Source organism: Desulfosporosinus sp. Tol-M2 (assembly GCF_059735615.1).
This window is the reverse complement of sequence record NZ_JCAIJG010000103.1, coordinates 13155-27644: the sequence shown is the minus strand read 5'-3', so window position 1 is coordinate 27644 and position 14490 is coordinate 13155. Positions and strand designations below refer to the sequence as shown.

The following is a 14490-nucleotide window of genomic DNA, read 5'->3' as shown; positions in this document are numbered from 1 at the left end:
TTATTTACGGCATGTTATCACTGAAATAAAAACGATAGCAAGAATAAAATAAAAAATATTTTATTTCATCCTCTGCATGGTTGATTTTTCAGCGACATCATACTAAAATTAAAACAACGGAGGTGGTAAAAATATGAAATACTATGAACAACTATTGGAAAAAGGTTGTTTTACATGGAATGATGTTACTGAGATGGTCGGCAACAGAAACAGTGCAAGCGATCTGATACAGAACTACCTGAAAAAAGGCTATATTCAAAGCGTGAAAAGAAACCTGTATGTTGCTATAAATCTTGCGGACAGCGAGCCGGTTGTCAATCGGTATGTGATAGCCAGCAATTTGACGGAAAGCGCATATATCTCTCACCATACTGCTTTAGAATATTACGGATGCACTAATCAAGTGTTTTATGATGTGTATGTATCCTCTGATACAAAGTTTAACACATTTGAATTTAACGGTTTGACCTATCGTTACCAAATGTCCCGTATCAACGATGGTATTGTAAAAAAACCGGACGGCACCCGTGTAACCGATTTAGAACGCACCGTCATAGACAGCATCAACGATTTTGAGAAAATTGGAGGATTGGAAGAACTGCTCCGAAGCCTTGAAATGATGCCATATGCAGATGAAACAAAGCTGCTTTGCTATCTGAAAAGCTACGGCAAACAAATCTTGTTTCAGAAAACAGGATATATCCTAGAGCATTTCAAGGATTCCCTGAAAATAACGGATACGTTTTTTAAAGCCTGCGAAGCCGAAATCTCAAAAAGTGTGAGATACCTGTATCACGGTTTGGAAAAAGAAAAATCCATATATAACAAAAAGTGGAGGCTGTTTGGGCCGGAGCAGCTTTTAGCCCTTATATCGGAAGGAGGCAATGAATTTGTTTGATTATGATAAGCGTAAGCTTGGAAAACAGGCGCGGGAATTAGGGTTTATCCGCGATACATTAGAAAAAGTATTCCGGTTGTCGGAAATACTGAAATATATAAACAGCGACCCGCTCCTGCGTGAGAGCCTTGCGCTAAAAGGCGGAACGGCAATCAATATGACTATTTTCAACCTGCCGAGGTTATCTGTAGACATCGACCTTGATTATACACATAATGATTCGCGGGAAGAAATGTTTGAGGAACGCAAAAAAATCTCGGACAGCGTCCTTAAATATATGGCGATGAGCGGATATGAAGTAAGCCCTAAATCAAAATCCTACCATAGTCTGGATTCTTATGTGTTTTCCTATGCAAATACTGCGGGCATGAAAGATAATATCAAGGTGGAAATCAATTACTCCCTGCGTTCCCATATTCTACCTTTGGAGCAAAGGTCAATTGAAACACTTGGTATACTGGATTCTTTTAAGGTGAACTCTTTGGCTTCCATTGAGATCTTTGCAAGCAAGATTGTTGCTTTGCTCACAAGAGCGGCAGCCCGTGATTTGTATGACATTAACAACATGATCTATTTTGGATTGTTTGATGAAACAGAACTCTCTCTGCTTAAAAAATGCGCCATATTCTACTATGCTGTCGGCGGCGAGGCTGTTTCTGAAACCATTAATCTGGGAAAGATTGGTGAGTTGACGGAGTATAAGATACGGACAGATTTATATCCAGTAATCCGAAAAAAGGAGCGGTTTGATCTTACAGCGGCAAAGCAACGGGTTAGCGACTACCTGTCCATGTTTTCCATAATCAGTGATAACGAAGCAGAGTTCTTGAGGGCATTTAAAAACGATGAGTATCATCCCGAGCTACTTTTTGAGGACATACAGATTTTAGAACGTATCCGTAATCATCCGATGGCAATATGGAAAACACGAGGATAAACGCTGATTGAATATACTAAATAATTTATGGATATAATAGAGGGGTTTTTATGATGAATGAAATAATTAACTGTCTTTTACAAAGCGAGCCATGGATTGAGTATTGTACCCGATTGGATTTACTGAACCAATCAAAGTATGATAAAGAAGTGATACATGCAAATGATAAAATGATTTCACATCCTCAAATTAGACTACTCCTTTCAGAATTAACTCAATGGTCAGAAGAAGTTGTAACAAACCATAAAAATGCTGGACTATTACTTCATAAGTTAGCATTTATTGCTGAAGTTGGCTTAACAATAGAAAAACCAGAAATAAGAGAAATAGTTGATAAGATTATGAAACATAAGACAAGAGAGGGTGTAGTTCAAGTACAATTAAACATTCCTGAACACTTTGGAGGAACTGGACAGAACTCATGGGCATGGTCATTATGCGATGCACCTCTTGTTTTATACTCATTAATCAGGCTTGGTCTGGGAGGAGACTCTACAGTTAATCAAGGCTTGAACTTTTTGAGAGATTTAATAAGAGAAAATGGTTGGCCGTGTTCTGTTTCACCGGAATTAGGTAAGTTTAGAGGCCCTGGAAGAAAAGATGACCCATGTCCATATGCTACTCTCTTAATGCTTAAAGTTTTATCTCAAATCAATGATTTTAAAGAAAGCCATGAAGCCCATATTGGTGCTGAATGTTTGCTTAATTTATGGGCAAGGAGCAAAGAAACTCATCCTTATATGTTTTATATGGGTACAGACTTTAGAAAACTTAAAGCACCTTTAATTTGGTACGATATAGTTCATGTTGCAGATACACTCACCCAATTTGAGTGGTTAAAGAATGATACAAGATTGAAAGAACTGATAGATATTATAAAATCAAAGGCAAATGAGGATGGTAGTTTTACACCTGAATCAGAATGGAAAGCATGGAAGGGGTGGGATTTTGGTCAGAAGAAGAAACCCTCGCAATGGTTAACATTTTTGATATTAAGAATTATAAAAAGATTTGAAGCATGAATAAGGTTATGGCACATTATTCTTAATATGTACACTATACCCACACAATTTATTGTATATACAATAGTCAAGTGAGTGCATACCCATATAGAATATTTCTTGAGAAAAAGGCGCTGAAATCAGTGCCTTTTTCTTTTGCCCAAAATTAAGAGGTTTTGCTCTTATGAAAACCTATCAAGTGGAAATCAAAGAAACCCTTTGCATAACCGTCGAGATTGAAGCAGAAAACGCGCAACAAGCGGAAGCGATACCGCAGGAAGCATATAACAATGAAGAATACATCCTCGATGAGGAATACTTTGCCGGTGTGGAGTTTGCCGCACGGGAAAAAAATCGAAGCAAGGAGCAGGAGCTAAAAGCACCGCGAGTATGAGCAATGACCTCCTGCTCTTTCTTTTCGGCTGGTGATATTTGAAAACAATCGTAACCCCCACCCAACACAAGACCGCTGTCTTGTGTTGCAGCAAGCACTGAATTTGGTCTCCCAAATTCGCTTGTTAGGGGCTTCGCCCCTAATACCCCCCTCCATATTGCACTCTTATTAATCAAGAAAAGAGGTGTTATGAATGAGCAAACTTCAACCAAAGTGGCGGGAGGAATTTCGCGCGCTCATCAAGTGCAAGGATACCCATCCTGCGAGAAAGGAGCCGGAGCGATGAGAAAACGAGGTATCCGTGTTCAAGTCTGGTTGAATAAAGAAGAAAATACACGGCTTCACACCAGCGCTAAAAAAGCAGGATTGTCACAGGAAGGCTATCTCCGTTCCCTCATCAACGGCTATGTGCCCAAGGAACTGCCCCCTCCCGACTATTTTTCCATGACGCGGGAGCTGCACGCCATCGGCGGCAACCTGAACCAGATTGCGGCCAAGGCCAATGCCACCGGGCATATTGACAAAACGGTGTTTCAATACGAAGCCAACCGGCTCAGAAAGGCGGTGCAGGATATTATGGAGGCGGTTACAGCGCCGGAAAGGAGAACCGATGGATAAGGAAACACAACTAATAAACCGCATCAACCGAAACTTTATGGACTACAGGGCAAAGATGCTTAAACTGGACGGCCAAAAAATCTTTGAAAAGGCGGAGGAAATCGCCGCCTATACCCAGGCTCACTGGTATTTGACAGTGGATCATCACTATGAACCGGAGGAACTGGATTACCTCCTGCTGTTTCAAAACCCCCTGGAGGTTGTAACCGACCGATACCAAAATGAAGTGCGATGCGTGAACGACGTGCTTGAGCTTGTCGTAGTGAATAGTTGTGACAAGCGGGAGGCTCTTGCGGATTACCCTTTGGTGAAAAAGCACGGGGAGCCGGAGAGATGACCGATGGCAACCACAGCGATTTGGGACGTCACCGACCGCCTTGACCGGGTGATTGACTACGCCGCCAACCCCGAAAAAACCGAAAACCCCGATTTTGCCAGTCCCGACTTTCAAGGCTTGCGCCAGGTGCTGGATTATACCCAGCAGGATGTCAAAACCGAAAAACAGTTCTTTGTGACCGGCCTCAACTGCGACTCGGCCACCGCCTGCCGGCAGATGGGCCGCACTAAGCGGCAATATCAGAAACAGGACGGCATCCTGGCCTTTCACGGCTACCAAGCCTTCGCGCCGGGGGAGGCCACCCCGGAAACCGCCCACGCCATCGGCGTGAAGCTGGCAAAAGAGCTTTGGGGCGACCGCTTTGAAGTGGTGGTTTCCACCCACCTTGATAAAAATCAGCAAAACCTGGCCCAGCTCAAAGCCCTATTCAAAGACACCTGGGAGTCCATCATCGGCAACTGCGACGAATTTCTTTATCTGGGCGGCAACGAGCAATCCACCCACAAGTATGTGTCCGAGCTTTTAGGCAAGGAAACCATCGACCTGAACACCTACGGAAAGAGCGCAGGCAGAAACGGCAGCTATTCCACCAATTATCAGTTGTCGGGCCGGGAGCTTCTCACCCCCGACGAGGTGCGCATGCTGGACAACCGCTACGCCCTGCTGTTTATCCGGGGCGAACACGCCGTTATGGACGACAAGTACGATATTCTCAAGCACCCGAATTTAAAGCTGACGGTTGACGGTGGCGGCCACCCCTACCGGCACGGCACCACGGAACACGCCTTGGACTGGCAGACCGTGGCCTTAAAGGAAGACGGCGATTACGAGCTGCTTTCCGAGGAAGAACTCGAAAGCCTGTCCCCATCATAAAAACAGGAGGAATGATATTGATGAAAATGTTTGGAAAAGCCAAAAGGGTTTTTACCGTTTGCTGCGCGCTGGCGTTGCTGGCCCTGTTTGCCACCCCTGTTTACGCGGCCGGCGACCCGCTTCAGGTGATCAACAACCTGTCCGAATTTATCTTCGGGCTGATCCGCGCCATCGGGATGATCCTGCTGGGTTTCGGCATCGTGCAGATCGGCCTGTCGCTGAAATCCCACGATCCGAGCCAGCGCGCCAACGGCTTTCTGACCCTGGCGGGCGGCGTCATCATCACCTTTGCCAAGGAAATCCTTAATCTCATCACAGGAGGTTGATGCTCATGTTCAACAAATTCCCGATCACTGAAAACATGCACATTCATTCCCTGGACGGCGAACTGCGGGGAGCCACCATCCTGGGACGTTTGGGCGACAACGATTATCTTGCCGAATATAACGGCGTCAGGTGCCATGCCATCTACAACCCCTTTGTCAATCATTTCTATGTGGATGACAAGTATGGCGTCATCAAAGACAAAAAGCCTGTCAGAGACGAACCATGCCGGTAACGACACGAAAGCAGAGCCCGCGTTTCAGGCGCGGGCTCTGCCTTGGAAATGAGGTGAGTTTATTTGGAAAGCGGCAACTGGGTGATTGAGAACCTGAACAACGCCCTGGGAACCTGGAACGAAAAGCTGGCGGAAATCTGGCAGCTTGTCACCCAGTCCCCCACGGAATTTCGAGGCGGCGGCATCTGGTACGTCATTGCCGATATCCACGGCGCGTTGCAAGCCATCGGCCTGGCCCTGCTGGTATTGTTTTTTGTGATCGGCGTGGTCAAAACCTGCGGCAGCTTTGCCGAGGTAAAAAAGCCGGAACACGCCTTGAAGCTGTTCATCCGCTTTGCTTTGGCCAAAGGCGTAGTGACCTACGGGTTGGAGCTGATGATGGCGCTCTTTGACATTGCCCAGGGGATCGTCTCCACTATTATGGGCAGAGCGGGCTTCGGCACCACAAGCCAAGCCGTTTTGCCGCAGGCCATCGTGCAGGCCGTCGAGGAGTGCAGCTTCTTGGCGAGCATTCCCCTGTGGGCGGTGACGATCATCGGCAGCCTGTTCATCACGGTGCTGTCCTTTATCATGATCCTGGCGGTGTACGGTCGTTTTTTCAAATTGTTCCTATATACCGCCATCGCCCCCGTACCGCTGGCCTCCTTTGCCGGGGAGCCCAGCCAGAGCATCGGCAAAGCCTTCCTCAAAAGCTATGCCGCCGTCTGCCTGGAGGGGGTCATCATCGTCCTGGCCTGCGTCATCTTTTCCGTCTTTGCGGCCGCTCCGCCGGTGGTGGACGCCAGCGCCAGCGCCGTGACGATGGTGTGGAGCTATATCGGAGAGTTGATTTTCAACATGCTGATCCTGGTCGGCGCGGTGAAGATGGCTGACCGGGTGGTGCGGGAAATGATGGGACTATAATTTTATGTGGGAGGAAAACAAAATGAGTAGTAAAGCGATTTCAAGCAGCGATCCCAATGCTCTGGAAAAGCTGAATGAGAAGCTGGAAGCCTGCGAGAAACGGCAGGCGCATATGAAAGAGGTCAACGCCTATTACCGCAAGCTCGGCACTTGCAAGGGCTGCCCCGGTGTATCGGACGAGATGGCTGCTAAAATAGACGCGAAAATCGAAAGCTCGTCTTATTCGTGGGATAAGCAACCGTTTGCAAGCTATGAGCTGACCAACAACAATTCTGAGATAAAGCGGATAAAGCAGCGCATCAATGAGCTTGAACGACATCAGGAGGTCGGTTTTGTGGGATGGAAGTTTGCGGGCGGCGAGGCGGTAGTAAACAATGACATCAATCGCCTGCAGCTTTTTTTCGACGAGAGGCCGGACAAAGAAAGATGTTCCGTTTTGAAGCGCAAGGGCTTTCATTGGTCGCCGCGAGAGGGCGCGTGGCAGCGGCAGCTAAACGACAATGCCATCTATGCCGTGAACTATATCGATTTTGTCAAGCCCATTGACGGCAGGAGGCCGACGGACTTGCAGCCGAAAGCTCCGCAGCGGGATACCGGGGCGCGATGATAATGATGAATGATGCGGTGTGTGAAGTCATGGGGATTATAAAAAGGATACCGGACAATGAAAATCCGGTATCCTCACAATTTCTCATATATCCTTGAACGGAACGCCGTCCCCGTAAACAACAGGGTCCCCTGTTCTTGGGTCAAGCAAATCCCCCTGCTCGTTAAACTGAACTTTGTCAAGGGGTACGCCCATCTCTCTGGCCCGGCGAATCTGCCACGCGACATCATCTTCAAAGAATTTCTCGTCCCGTTTGCGCCGTATCGCCTTTATCAGCGACACAATCCAGCTTAACACGGTCAGGCCGAGCAATGAGAAAAGGATGATGTACGCTAACGTCTCATGCTCCACCGCCCACTTGTTCAGCACGGTGCTGAAAAGCAGGAAGCAAAGGACGGGAATCGTCAGCCGGAGCTTTCCTGCCGCTTTGAAGATGAAAGAAAGAATGAGCAGTCCCACCGTAAGGCAAAGAGAAATAAGGGCCGCGGCTGCCATAATGGTCACTCCTTTCCACATCGTCCGTATATTTCCATTATATCACGCAGCGCAAATATACAAATAAGACCGGAAAATCGACGCGATCTTGAACATGGCATTCAGCAGGAGCATCAGCAAAAATATGAAGATGGACGCGTACAGCATAAAGAAACCCTCCTTTCTCACGCTTATTATCGCGCGTCAAGAAAGGAAATGGAAGGATGCAAACGGATTATTTTGGCATATCCTGCGCTTTCAATTATTCCGCTTTTTCCCTAACAATTCTTCAACAGAAATATCCAAGGCTTTCGCAATGGCAACGATCTCATAATCCTGGACCAGACGGTACTGTCCTTCAAGGCGAGAAAGACTCGTCGGGCTGATGTCCAAGCCCACGGTTGGAGGCGTGATAGCCGATTGATTGGTTGTCATGCCATCATGCTTTTTATTAGTGCTAAATTTGAAAGGTGGAAAAAGAATGAATTTAGAAGCGTTAAGGGAGTCGGAATATAGAAAGTGCGCGGATGTACTGGCTGAATTGCTTGGCTTGGACGGGGATACCAAAGAAAGAATTCTGAAATGCTTTCAACGCACGGGAATCAAAAACTTTTTTCAGCATCTTGAATCGGCGGACTTAGCCCCTGAGACTTCCGGGAAGCTGCAAAGTATACAAGTCCTGATTGAGATATTGGACGACAAAAGGGGGCGGATATAATATGAGGCCAGACACACGGCATACCGAGAAATTTCTAAAAGGGCTGACAACTTTAACAGGTCTGCCCTACAAAAAGGTTCAGCAGTATGTAAAACAAAACAACCCCTTTAACATCTTGGAGCATCCCCGCATTATGGACCCAAATGAAAAGCAGCTCGAAAAGATCGGACTGCTCAACGAGTTCATTGCCTCCTACAACCTTTTAAAAATCTATGAGAACAATGAAAAAATTACCTTCAATTCATCAACCGCTGCAGGCCAATATTTTTACGCCCTCTTAAGCGGAATGAAGGATAGAGAACGATTTATGGTCGCTTTTTTAGATAGGAGCAATAACGTAATCGAAATAAAAACCATGTCAGAAGGAACTGTTGGTCAGACAGCCGTTTATCCAAGAGAAATATTAAAGTACGCCTTGGCCTGTGATTGCAATGCGGTCATTCTGGCCCACAACCATCCCGGAGGCTCCCGGAATTTTTCCCCGGAAGATAAAGCGTTGACCCATAGAATTGTGGATATTTTCCATCCTTTAGAGATCAAAGTTTTGGATCACATTATTGTGGGTGGTGGAAACTATTCTTCTATGGCAGACAGAGGAAGCATGCCTGACTACTGCAAAGATCCAGCAAATTATGAACCGGTTGCATTAGGCGCAATACCCATAGCAGAAAAGCGAAATAGATTTCAAAATACCCGCTAAGGGCGGAACTCTAAATATAGTGCGATACCAAAAAGACCGCTCGGCAATACCTAAACGGTATAGCCGAGCGGTCTTTTTTTAAAGAAACTTTATCAATCATTTTCGTCAGCGTTATGTCAAAGAGGTACGTTTCCTCCCTGTACAGCTATTTATCAATGCTGGGTTACTTGACATTGTTAAAATAATTATGATAGAATTAGGACGTACGTACGACCAATATCTTGGAGGTGCCACATGCAGCAAAAGACCGATAAAACAAACCCATCTGAGAAAATCCTTATAACGGCCTTTGAATGTCTTTCCACAAGAGGCTATGCCAATGTATCCATGCGAAATATTGCCGGGGAAGCCGGAGTCGCGTTAAGCCAAGTAACATACTACTATAAGAATAAAGAAAAATTGTTCATTGAAGTTATCAATATGATGACACTCCAATATTTACATGAAATAGAAGGAAATTTGGAATCTGTCACGGGTGAGCAAGAGAAGCTCGCGTCCCTCGTGCGGTTCTTTAAGGAACTGATCAGGGATAAACCAAAGCTTTTGAAACTTTTTGTTGATTTTATAGCGCAGGCTCTATGGATTCCGTCTTTTAGAGAACAACTGGACAGCTTATTTACTGAACTGACGAAGATTATTGAAAGAAACCTATTGACCTACACAAAAATCAATGAAAGATATCCTGGATATTCTCCTCAAACGGTAGCTAAATTAGTTCTTGGCGCTTTGATCGGAACATCTATTCAAATAATACTCGGTTCCGACCGGGACAGCGCCTTTGAATCCTTAAATTTGGCAGAGAGCCTATTAAATTAAGAGGGAGTGTGTATTATGTCAAACGCATTTGAAAAGACAATCAACTTAGGATTAGGGCTTTTATTGTATTCACGGGAAAAAGTGGAGGAAGTGGTTGAGGAACTGGTCGGCAGAGGCGAGGTGGCCAAAAAAGACGCCCGGCAGTTTGCGAGCGAGCTTATGCAAAGAGGCGAGGAACAGAGAGAAGAACTGAAAAAGCTGATTCAGGGTGAGGTCACCAAGGCTCTGGATCATGTAAATGTGGCGAGAAAAGAAGACCTTGTTACAAAAGATGAAATCAGAGAAATTGTCAGAGAACAACTGCTGCAAGTACTCCGGGAACAAGGATTTTTCAAAAGCGAGGGCGCCAAGTAAAGGGGATAAATGTTCAGAATGCCGGAAAAGTAGCAGGCTCAGGAAAAAGGGCAAATCAATCTAAATATGCTTTTGCTATGTGATGAAACGATAGAAGTGCCTCCTTTCCCCTCTGCTTAAATATTGCGGAATCGCGGGATAGAGTTGATATGATGAATTACAGGCGCATTCGTGCCAGAAGATATAAAGAAATCATTGCTGTTTTTACAAAACATGGTTTTGGATTGCTTGTAAAGCGACTTAGGCTTCCTTATCCTTTAAGGTCCAAAAATAGAATTTCAGACGTCGGAACTGCACCTGACACGGCCGGAGCTTCAGCAGGAAGAAGGCTGAAGATGGCCTTGGAAGAACTGGGTCCGACGTTTGTTAAACTGGGACAAATTTTAAGCATACGACGGGATATTTTACCGGCTGATATTATTGAAGAGCTTAAAAAGCTGCAAGACTCGGTGCAGCCGTTTCCTTTTTCTGAGGTAAAGACGCTCATTGAAACGGAATTTAATGACGCGCTGGGAAATATCTTTAAAGAATTTGACGAGGTGCCTGTAGCCGCGGCATCCATATCCCAAGTCCATCGCGCCAGACTGATTTCGGGAAAGCAGGTGGCCGTAAAGGTTCAGAGGCCGGAAATAGAAAGACTCATAGATCTGGACTTAAACATTTTGAAAGACATGGCACACTTTCTCGACCATCACACAAAATACGGGGAGATTTATGATTTTAGCGGTATGGTGGCGGATTTTGAAAACACGCTTAAAAATGAACTGGATTTTACCAAAGAAGGGGAAAACGCGGATGCCTTCAGGCTTAATCTCAGCCGGGACGAAGGCGTAACAGTCCCGAAAGTGAAGTGGATATATACGACAAAGCGGGTTCTCACCATGGAGTATTTTGAAGGCATCAAGATCAGCGATTCTGCCGCCTTGGATCTGGCGGGCATTAATCGGAGAAAGATCGCCGGGAGGCTTGCCGCCTCCATATGCAATCAAATACTCAGAGACGGTTTTTTTCATGCGGACCCGCATCCGGGCAATATTCAGGTCATGCCGGACGGCGCCATCATATTTCTTGATTTGGGGATGGTAGGTTGCCTCAACGAATCCCGGAAAAGAGCGATTTCAAATTTTTTTATCGGGGTTGCCTTCAAAGACAGTCGAATGGTGGTCAACTCCATTTTTGCTATGGAGGCCGCAACTTCTCGAAGCAATGTGAAAAGCTTTGAAAAAGACATCGATGCGCTGATCGAAAAGTACCTAACGATGCCTATGAACGAGATGAAAATTGATCAGCTGCTCCAGGAAATCTTTCATATTGCGTTTTTGAACCATGTAAAAACACCCCGTGAATTTGCTTTGCTTTCCAAAACATTGACAACTCTTCAAGGACTGTTGGAAAAATTAGCCCCGGATCTTAACGCCCTTGTTATCGCGGAACCTATCGCTAAAGAGCTGCGTTATCAGTCGCTTTCAGTCGAGCGAATGGGAAGCGGAATAAAAAAGAGCTTATTAGATTACTGGAATCTGTTGAGCGAATTCCCGGCCGCAATGCAAAGCCTTCTGCATAAAGCGGCAGATGCGGACTTTGCCGTTCAATTTGAGATGAAAGAGATAGATAAACTTCAAAGGCGATTGGAACGAATTTTCAACAGGATATCCTTCAGTCTGATTTTGCTTGCCGTAAGCATTATCATCGCCGGAGTCCTGATAAGCTCCGGCCTTAGTGCGGATAGAAGCAGCGAAATGTATTTTTTCAATATTACCGTCTTAAAAGTAGGTTTGGCATCGGCGGCTATTATTGTTTTGGTACTGGTGATCTCCATGATCAGGTCAAGAAACTGAAAATAACGCATAAAAGGAGCAATATTAAATGAACGGCTGGATCATTTCAAAATTAAGACTGGAACCGGATTCCTTCGCTGATGCGGAATACATGGACTGTATAAGCGGGCTGATCAACCATGAAATGGTCCGGTCGATGGGAAATTATATCCAACACAGCGACATCAATTGTTTAAAGCATAGCCTTTATGTGTCGTACAGCAGCTATCTTGTTTGCAGGCGGATGGGGCTTGATTATCGTTCGGCGGCCAGAGGAGGGTTGCTACACGATTTCTTTCTGTACGACTGGCATCTTGAAAAACCGTATAAGGGGCTGCATGGCCTGACGCATTCTCACGTCGCTTTGCAGAATGCGAATAAATATTTCCATTTAAACAAAGTGGAACAGGATATAATCCGAAAACACATGTGGCCTTTGACAGTAACACCGCCCAAATATAAGGAAGCATACATTGTGGCCGCGATAGATAAATATTGTGCATTTATGGAAACCTTCAATTTTGGAGAAAGAAAAAATGTGCGCAGGTTGCAAAGCCTATTGTGCTGTTAATGCGCCTTCCTTAGAAAGGATCAAAAAGCAAACCGAAAACGGCAATAGTGAATTACGTCAGACGGATACAGCATAAGATGAATTCTCGGATTACTTTGGGGGGGGCTCGGCTTAAATGTCTGATTCGAATATAACGAAACTAGCCCTTGCCAATTCATTGAAAGGGTTAATGGCAACGAAAGCTTTTAATAAGATTTGCGTCAGCGATATTGTGGATAACTGCGGACTAACAAGGCAAGCATTTTATTATCATTTCAAAGATAAGTATGATCTTATGAATTGGATTTATTATACGGAGACCGCCTGTTTTATGAGCTCCTATAACAAAGTGGAGCATTGGATGGATGGCCTGACAGATTTGTGCAATTATATGCGGCAAAATAAGACGTTCTATATCAACGCTCTTAACACAACCGGGCAAAATTCTTTTCAGGAATATCTGCATGATTACATCCGCGATATTTCGATATCTGTAATAGAGAGCATCAAAAACACAGAATTTGAAGAAGAAAAATGGGGATTTATTGTCGAATTTATTTCCACTGCTTTTGTCGGTCTGATTGTGCGGTGGGCCGACAATGGCATGAAAGATGATCCGGCAGAGTATGTAATGAAAATGCGCAGCTTATTTGACGGAAGCATTCTTTGTGAACTGGAAAGCCAAAGTGAAGGGATCGCCACGGAAAATCCGACCAAACCGGAATGATTATATGGCAGCCCATTATTTTTTATTTGTCAGTAATCAGATTTTAGCAATGTGAAAGCTGCACTGCCTGTAAAGCATTCCCAAACTGAAATTGGAGCAGGTAGTATGAAAAATATTATTGATTACGCAATAGAAGAAAGTGATACTTTTAAAAATAGAAAATTTAACGCGGCTGACAGCCTGGTTTTATCCCAATTGGCGTATCTGCGTTTTGATAAGTTCGTACCCGGTTTATTTGATACCGCGACGCCGGTAAGCATAAAAGAAATAGCAAGCAAGGAAAACCTGGATATGCTGTTTCGTGATACATGGAACAGTAAAAACAACCGGCATCTATTCTTTGCGCTGGCAAACAGTTCAATGTTTCGTGACTTGAAAATGGTTTTTTATGTCAATAAAATAGACAACAAGACTGAGAAGCATTTCTCAGCCATTACGTTTTTGCTGGATGACTGTTCAGCCTATATCGCTTATCGCGGAACCGATTCAACCGTTATTGGATGGAAAGAGGATTTTAACATGGCATTCATCAACCCTATTCCCTCGCAGGAAGAAGGCGTCGCCTACCTGAATGCCGTTGCCGATAGAATTTCATGCCAATTAAAAATTGGCGGACACTCAAAAGGAGGAAATATTGCGGTCTATTCCTCGATAAAATGCCGCCAGCCCGTTCAAAAGAGGATCACGCATGTCTTTAGCCACGATGGACCCGGATTCAGGGATGAAGTTTTTCAATGCCACGAGTATTTAACTATAGAAGACCGAATCAATAAAACCTTGCCTCAGTCATCCATAATCGGAATGCTATTGCAGAATCAGGAACACTATTCTGTGGTGAAAAGCAATCGCATCTGGTTTATGCAGCATGATTCTTTTTCATGGCTAATTGACGGCAGTGATTTTCAATATGTTCAATCGGTTAAAAAAAGCGCGCTTTTTATGAACGGGACGCTAAACCAATGGATTAACTCCTTTGACGACCAAAAACGGGAGTTGTTTGTCAATACTCTTTTTCAGATTATCCAAGCAACAAATGCCAAAACATTTTATGATCTGACCGGAGATTGGCCCCAAAAGGCTGTTGCTGTGCTTGGCGCAATCAGAGGTATTGACGATGAGACAAGGAAGTTTGTTTTTCAAACCATAAGGGCGCTGTTTGCTTTGGCTGGTAAAAATATACGAGAAATGGGCTCGGAGAATAGTTAAT

Annotated in this window: 21 protein-coding genes; 19 read left to right on the top strand and 2 right to left on the bottom strand. The window is 44.8% G+C overall.

Annotated elements, in window-relative coordinates; genetic code table 11:
* The first annotated feature begins 133 nt into the window (after positions 1-133).
* The 11 genes from AC6I5A_RS07545 (at position 134) to AC6I5A_RS07495 (ending at position 7127) form a co-directional block, all read left to right on the top strand.
* Positions 134-898, top strand: coding sequence for a type IV toxin-antitoxin system AbiEi family antitoxin domain-containing protein (locus tag AC6I5A_RS07545; RefSeq protein ID WP_034613719.1), 765 nt, complete (start codon positions 134-136; stop codon positions 896-898).
* Positions 891-1835 (top strand): nucleotidyl transferase AbiEii/AbiGii toxin family protein, encoded by a 945-nt coding sequence (locus AC6I5A_RS07540; RefSeq protein ID WP_497900587.1) that lies wholly within the window; start codon positions 891-893, stop codon positions 1833-1835. Before AC6I5A_RS07545 ends, AC6I5A_RS07540 begins: the two co-directional genes overlap by 8 nt.
* Positions 1836-1885: 50 nt before the next feature.
* Positions 1886-2857 carry a hypothetical protein gene (locus AC6I5A_RS07535; protein WP_052167959.1) on the top strand — a complete coding sequence of 324 codons (972 nt, stop codon included), beginning with the start codon at positions 1886-1888 and terminating at the stop codon, positions 2855-2857.
* Positions 2858-3020: 163 nt separating this feature from the next.
* On the top strand, positions 3021-3230 hold the full coding sequence (locus AC6I5A_RS07530) for a DpnD/PcfM family protein (protein WP_034613714.1): 210 nt from the start codon (positions 3021-3023) through the stop codon (positions 3228-3230).
* 282 nt (positions 3231-3512) lie between these two features.
* Positions 3513-3848 carry a plasmid mobilization protein gene (locus AC6I5A_RS07525; RefSeq protein ID WP_034613745.1) on the top strand — a complete coding sequence of 112 codons (336 nt, stop codon included), beginning with the start codon at positions 3513-3515 and terminating at the stop codon, positions 3846-3848.
* Positions 3841-4185, top strand: coding sequence for a DUF3848 domain-containing protein (locus tag AC6I5A_RS07520; RefSeq protein ID WP_034613711.1), 345 nt, complete (start codon positions 3841-3843; stop codon positions 4183-4185). Before AC6I5A_RS07525 ends, AC6I5A_RS07520 begins: the two co-directional genes overlap by 8 nt.
* A 3-nt stretch (positions 4186-4188) precedes the next feature.
* Entirely contained in the window at positions 4189-5058 is an 870-nt protein-coding gene (locus tag AC6I5A_RS07515) for a relaxase/mobilization nuclease domain-containing protein (protein WP_052167958.1), read from the top strand.
* A gap of 20 nt (positions 5059-5078) precedes the next feature.
* Positions 5079-5384, top strand: coding sequence for a TrbC/VirB2 family protein (locus tag AC6I5A_RS07510; protein ID WP_052167957.1), 306 nt, complete (start codon positions 5079-5081; stop codon positions 5382-5384).
* Positions 5384-5617 (top strand): hypothetical protein, encoded by a 234-nt coding sequence (locus AC6I5A_RS07505; RefSeq protein ID WP_497900586.1) that lies wholly within the window; start codon positions 5384-5386, stop codon positions 5615-5617. The genes AC6I5A_RS07510 and AC6I5A_RS07505 overlap by 1 nt, the downstream gene beginning before the upstream one ends.
* A 63-nt stretch (positions 5618-5680) precedes the next feature.
* Positions 5681-6520 carry a VirB6/TrbL-like conjugal transfer protein, CD1112 family gene (locus AC6I5A_RS07500; RefSeq protein WP_034613704.1) on the top strand — a complete coding sequence of 280 codons (840 nt, stop codon included), beginning with the start codon at positions 5681-5683 and terminating at the stop codon, positions 6518-6520.
* 22 nt (positions 6521-6542) lie between these two features.
* On the top strand, positions 6543-7127 hold the full coding sequence (locus AC6I5A_RS07495) for a hypothetical protein (protein WP_052167956.1): 585 nt from the start codon (positions 6543-6545) through the stop codon (positions 7125-7127).
* Between the two features lie 84 nt (positions 7128-7211).
* On the opposite strand, the gene AC6I5A_RS07490 is transcribed toward AC6I5A_RS07495, so the two are convergent.
* Positions 7212-7622 carry a hypothetical protein gene (locus AC6I5A_RS07490; protein ID WP_034613702.1) on the bottom strand — a complete coding sequence of 137 codons (411 nt, stop codon included), beginning with the start codon at positions 7620-7622 and terminating at the stop codon, positions 7212-7214.
* 237 nt (positions 7623-7859) lie between these two features.
* Positions 7860-8036 (bottom strand): hypothetical protein, encoded by a 177-nt coding sequence (locus AC6I5A_RS07485; protein WP_497900585.1) that lies wholly within the window; start codon positions 8034-8036, stop codon positions 7860-7862.
* Between the two features lie 46 nt (positions 8037-8082).
* Between AC6I5A_RS07485 and AC6I5A_RS07480 the strand changes: the two genes are divergently transcribed.
* The 8 genes from AC6I5A_RS07480 (at position 8083) to AC6I5A_RS07445 (ending at position 14489) form a co-directional block, all read left to right on the top strand.
* A complete protein-coding gene (locus AC6I5A_RS07480) occupies positions 8083-8319 on the top strand; it encodes a hypothetical protein (RefSeq protein ID WP_497900584.1) in 237 nt (78 codons plus the stop codon).
* Between the two features lies 1 nt (position 8320).
* A complete protein-coding gene (locus AC6I5A_RS07475) occupies positions 8321-9019 on the top strand; it encodes a JAB domain-containing protein (protein ID WP_034613696.1) in 699 nt (232 codons plus the stop codon).
* A 234-nt stretch (positions 9020-9253) separates the two neighbouring features.
* Positions 9254-9835: a TetR/AcrR family transcriptional regulator gene (locus tag AC6I5A_RS07470; protein WP_034613695.1), complete on the top strand. Its 582-nt coding sequence runs from the start codon at positions 9254-9256 to the stop codon at positions 9833-9835.
* 15 nt (positions 9836-9850) lie between these two features.
* Positions 9851-10189, top strand: coding sequence for a phasin-related domain-containing protein (locus AC6I5A_RS07465; RefSeq protein WP_034613692.1), 339 nt, complete (start codon positions 9851-9853; stop codon positions 10187-10189).
* Between the two features lie 149 nt (positions 10190-10338).
* Positions 10339-12027: an ABC1 kinase family protein gene (locus AC6I5A_RS07460; RefSeq protein ID WP_497900583.1), complete on the top strand. Its 1689-nt coding sequence runs from the start codon at positions 10339-10341 to the stop codon at positions 12025-12027.
* A 28-nt stretch (positions 12028-12055) separates the two neighbouring features.
* Entirely contained in the window at positions 12056-12577 is a 522-nt protein-coding gene (locus AC6I5A_RS07455) for an HD domain-containing protein (protein ID WP_034613687.1), read from the top strand.
* A gap of 115 nt (positions 12578-12692) precedes the next feature.
* Complete coding sequence (dhaS, locus tag AC6I5A_RS07450) at positions 12693-13283, top strand: dihydroxyacetone kinase transcriptional activator DhaS (RefSeq protein ID WP_052167955.1); 591 nt, start codon at positions 12693-12695, stop codon at positions 13281-13283.
* A gap of 105 nt (positions 13284-13388) precedes the next feature.
* On the top strand, positions 13389-14489 hold the full coding sequence (locus AC6I5A_RS07445) for an Mbeg1-like protein (RefSeq protein WP_034613684.1): 1101 nt from the start codon (positions 13389-13391) through the stop codon (positions 14487-14489).
* Position 14490 lies beyond the last annotated feature (1 nt).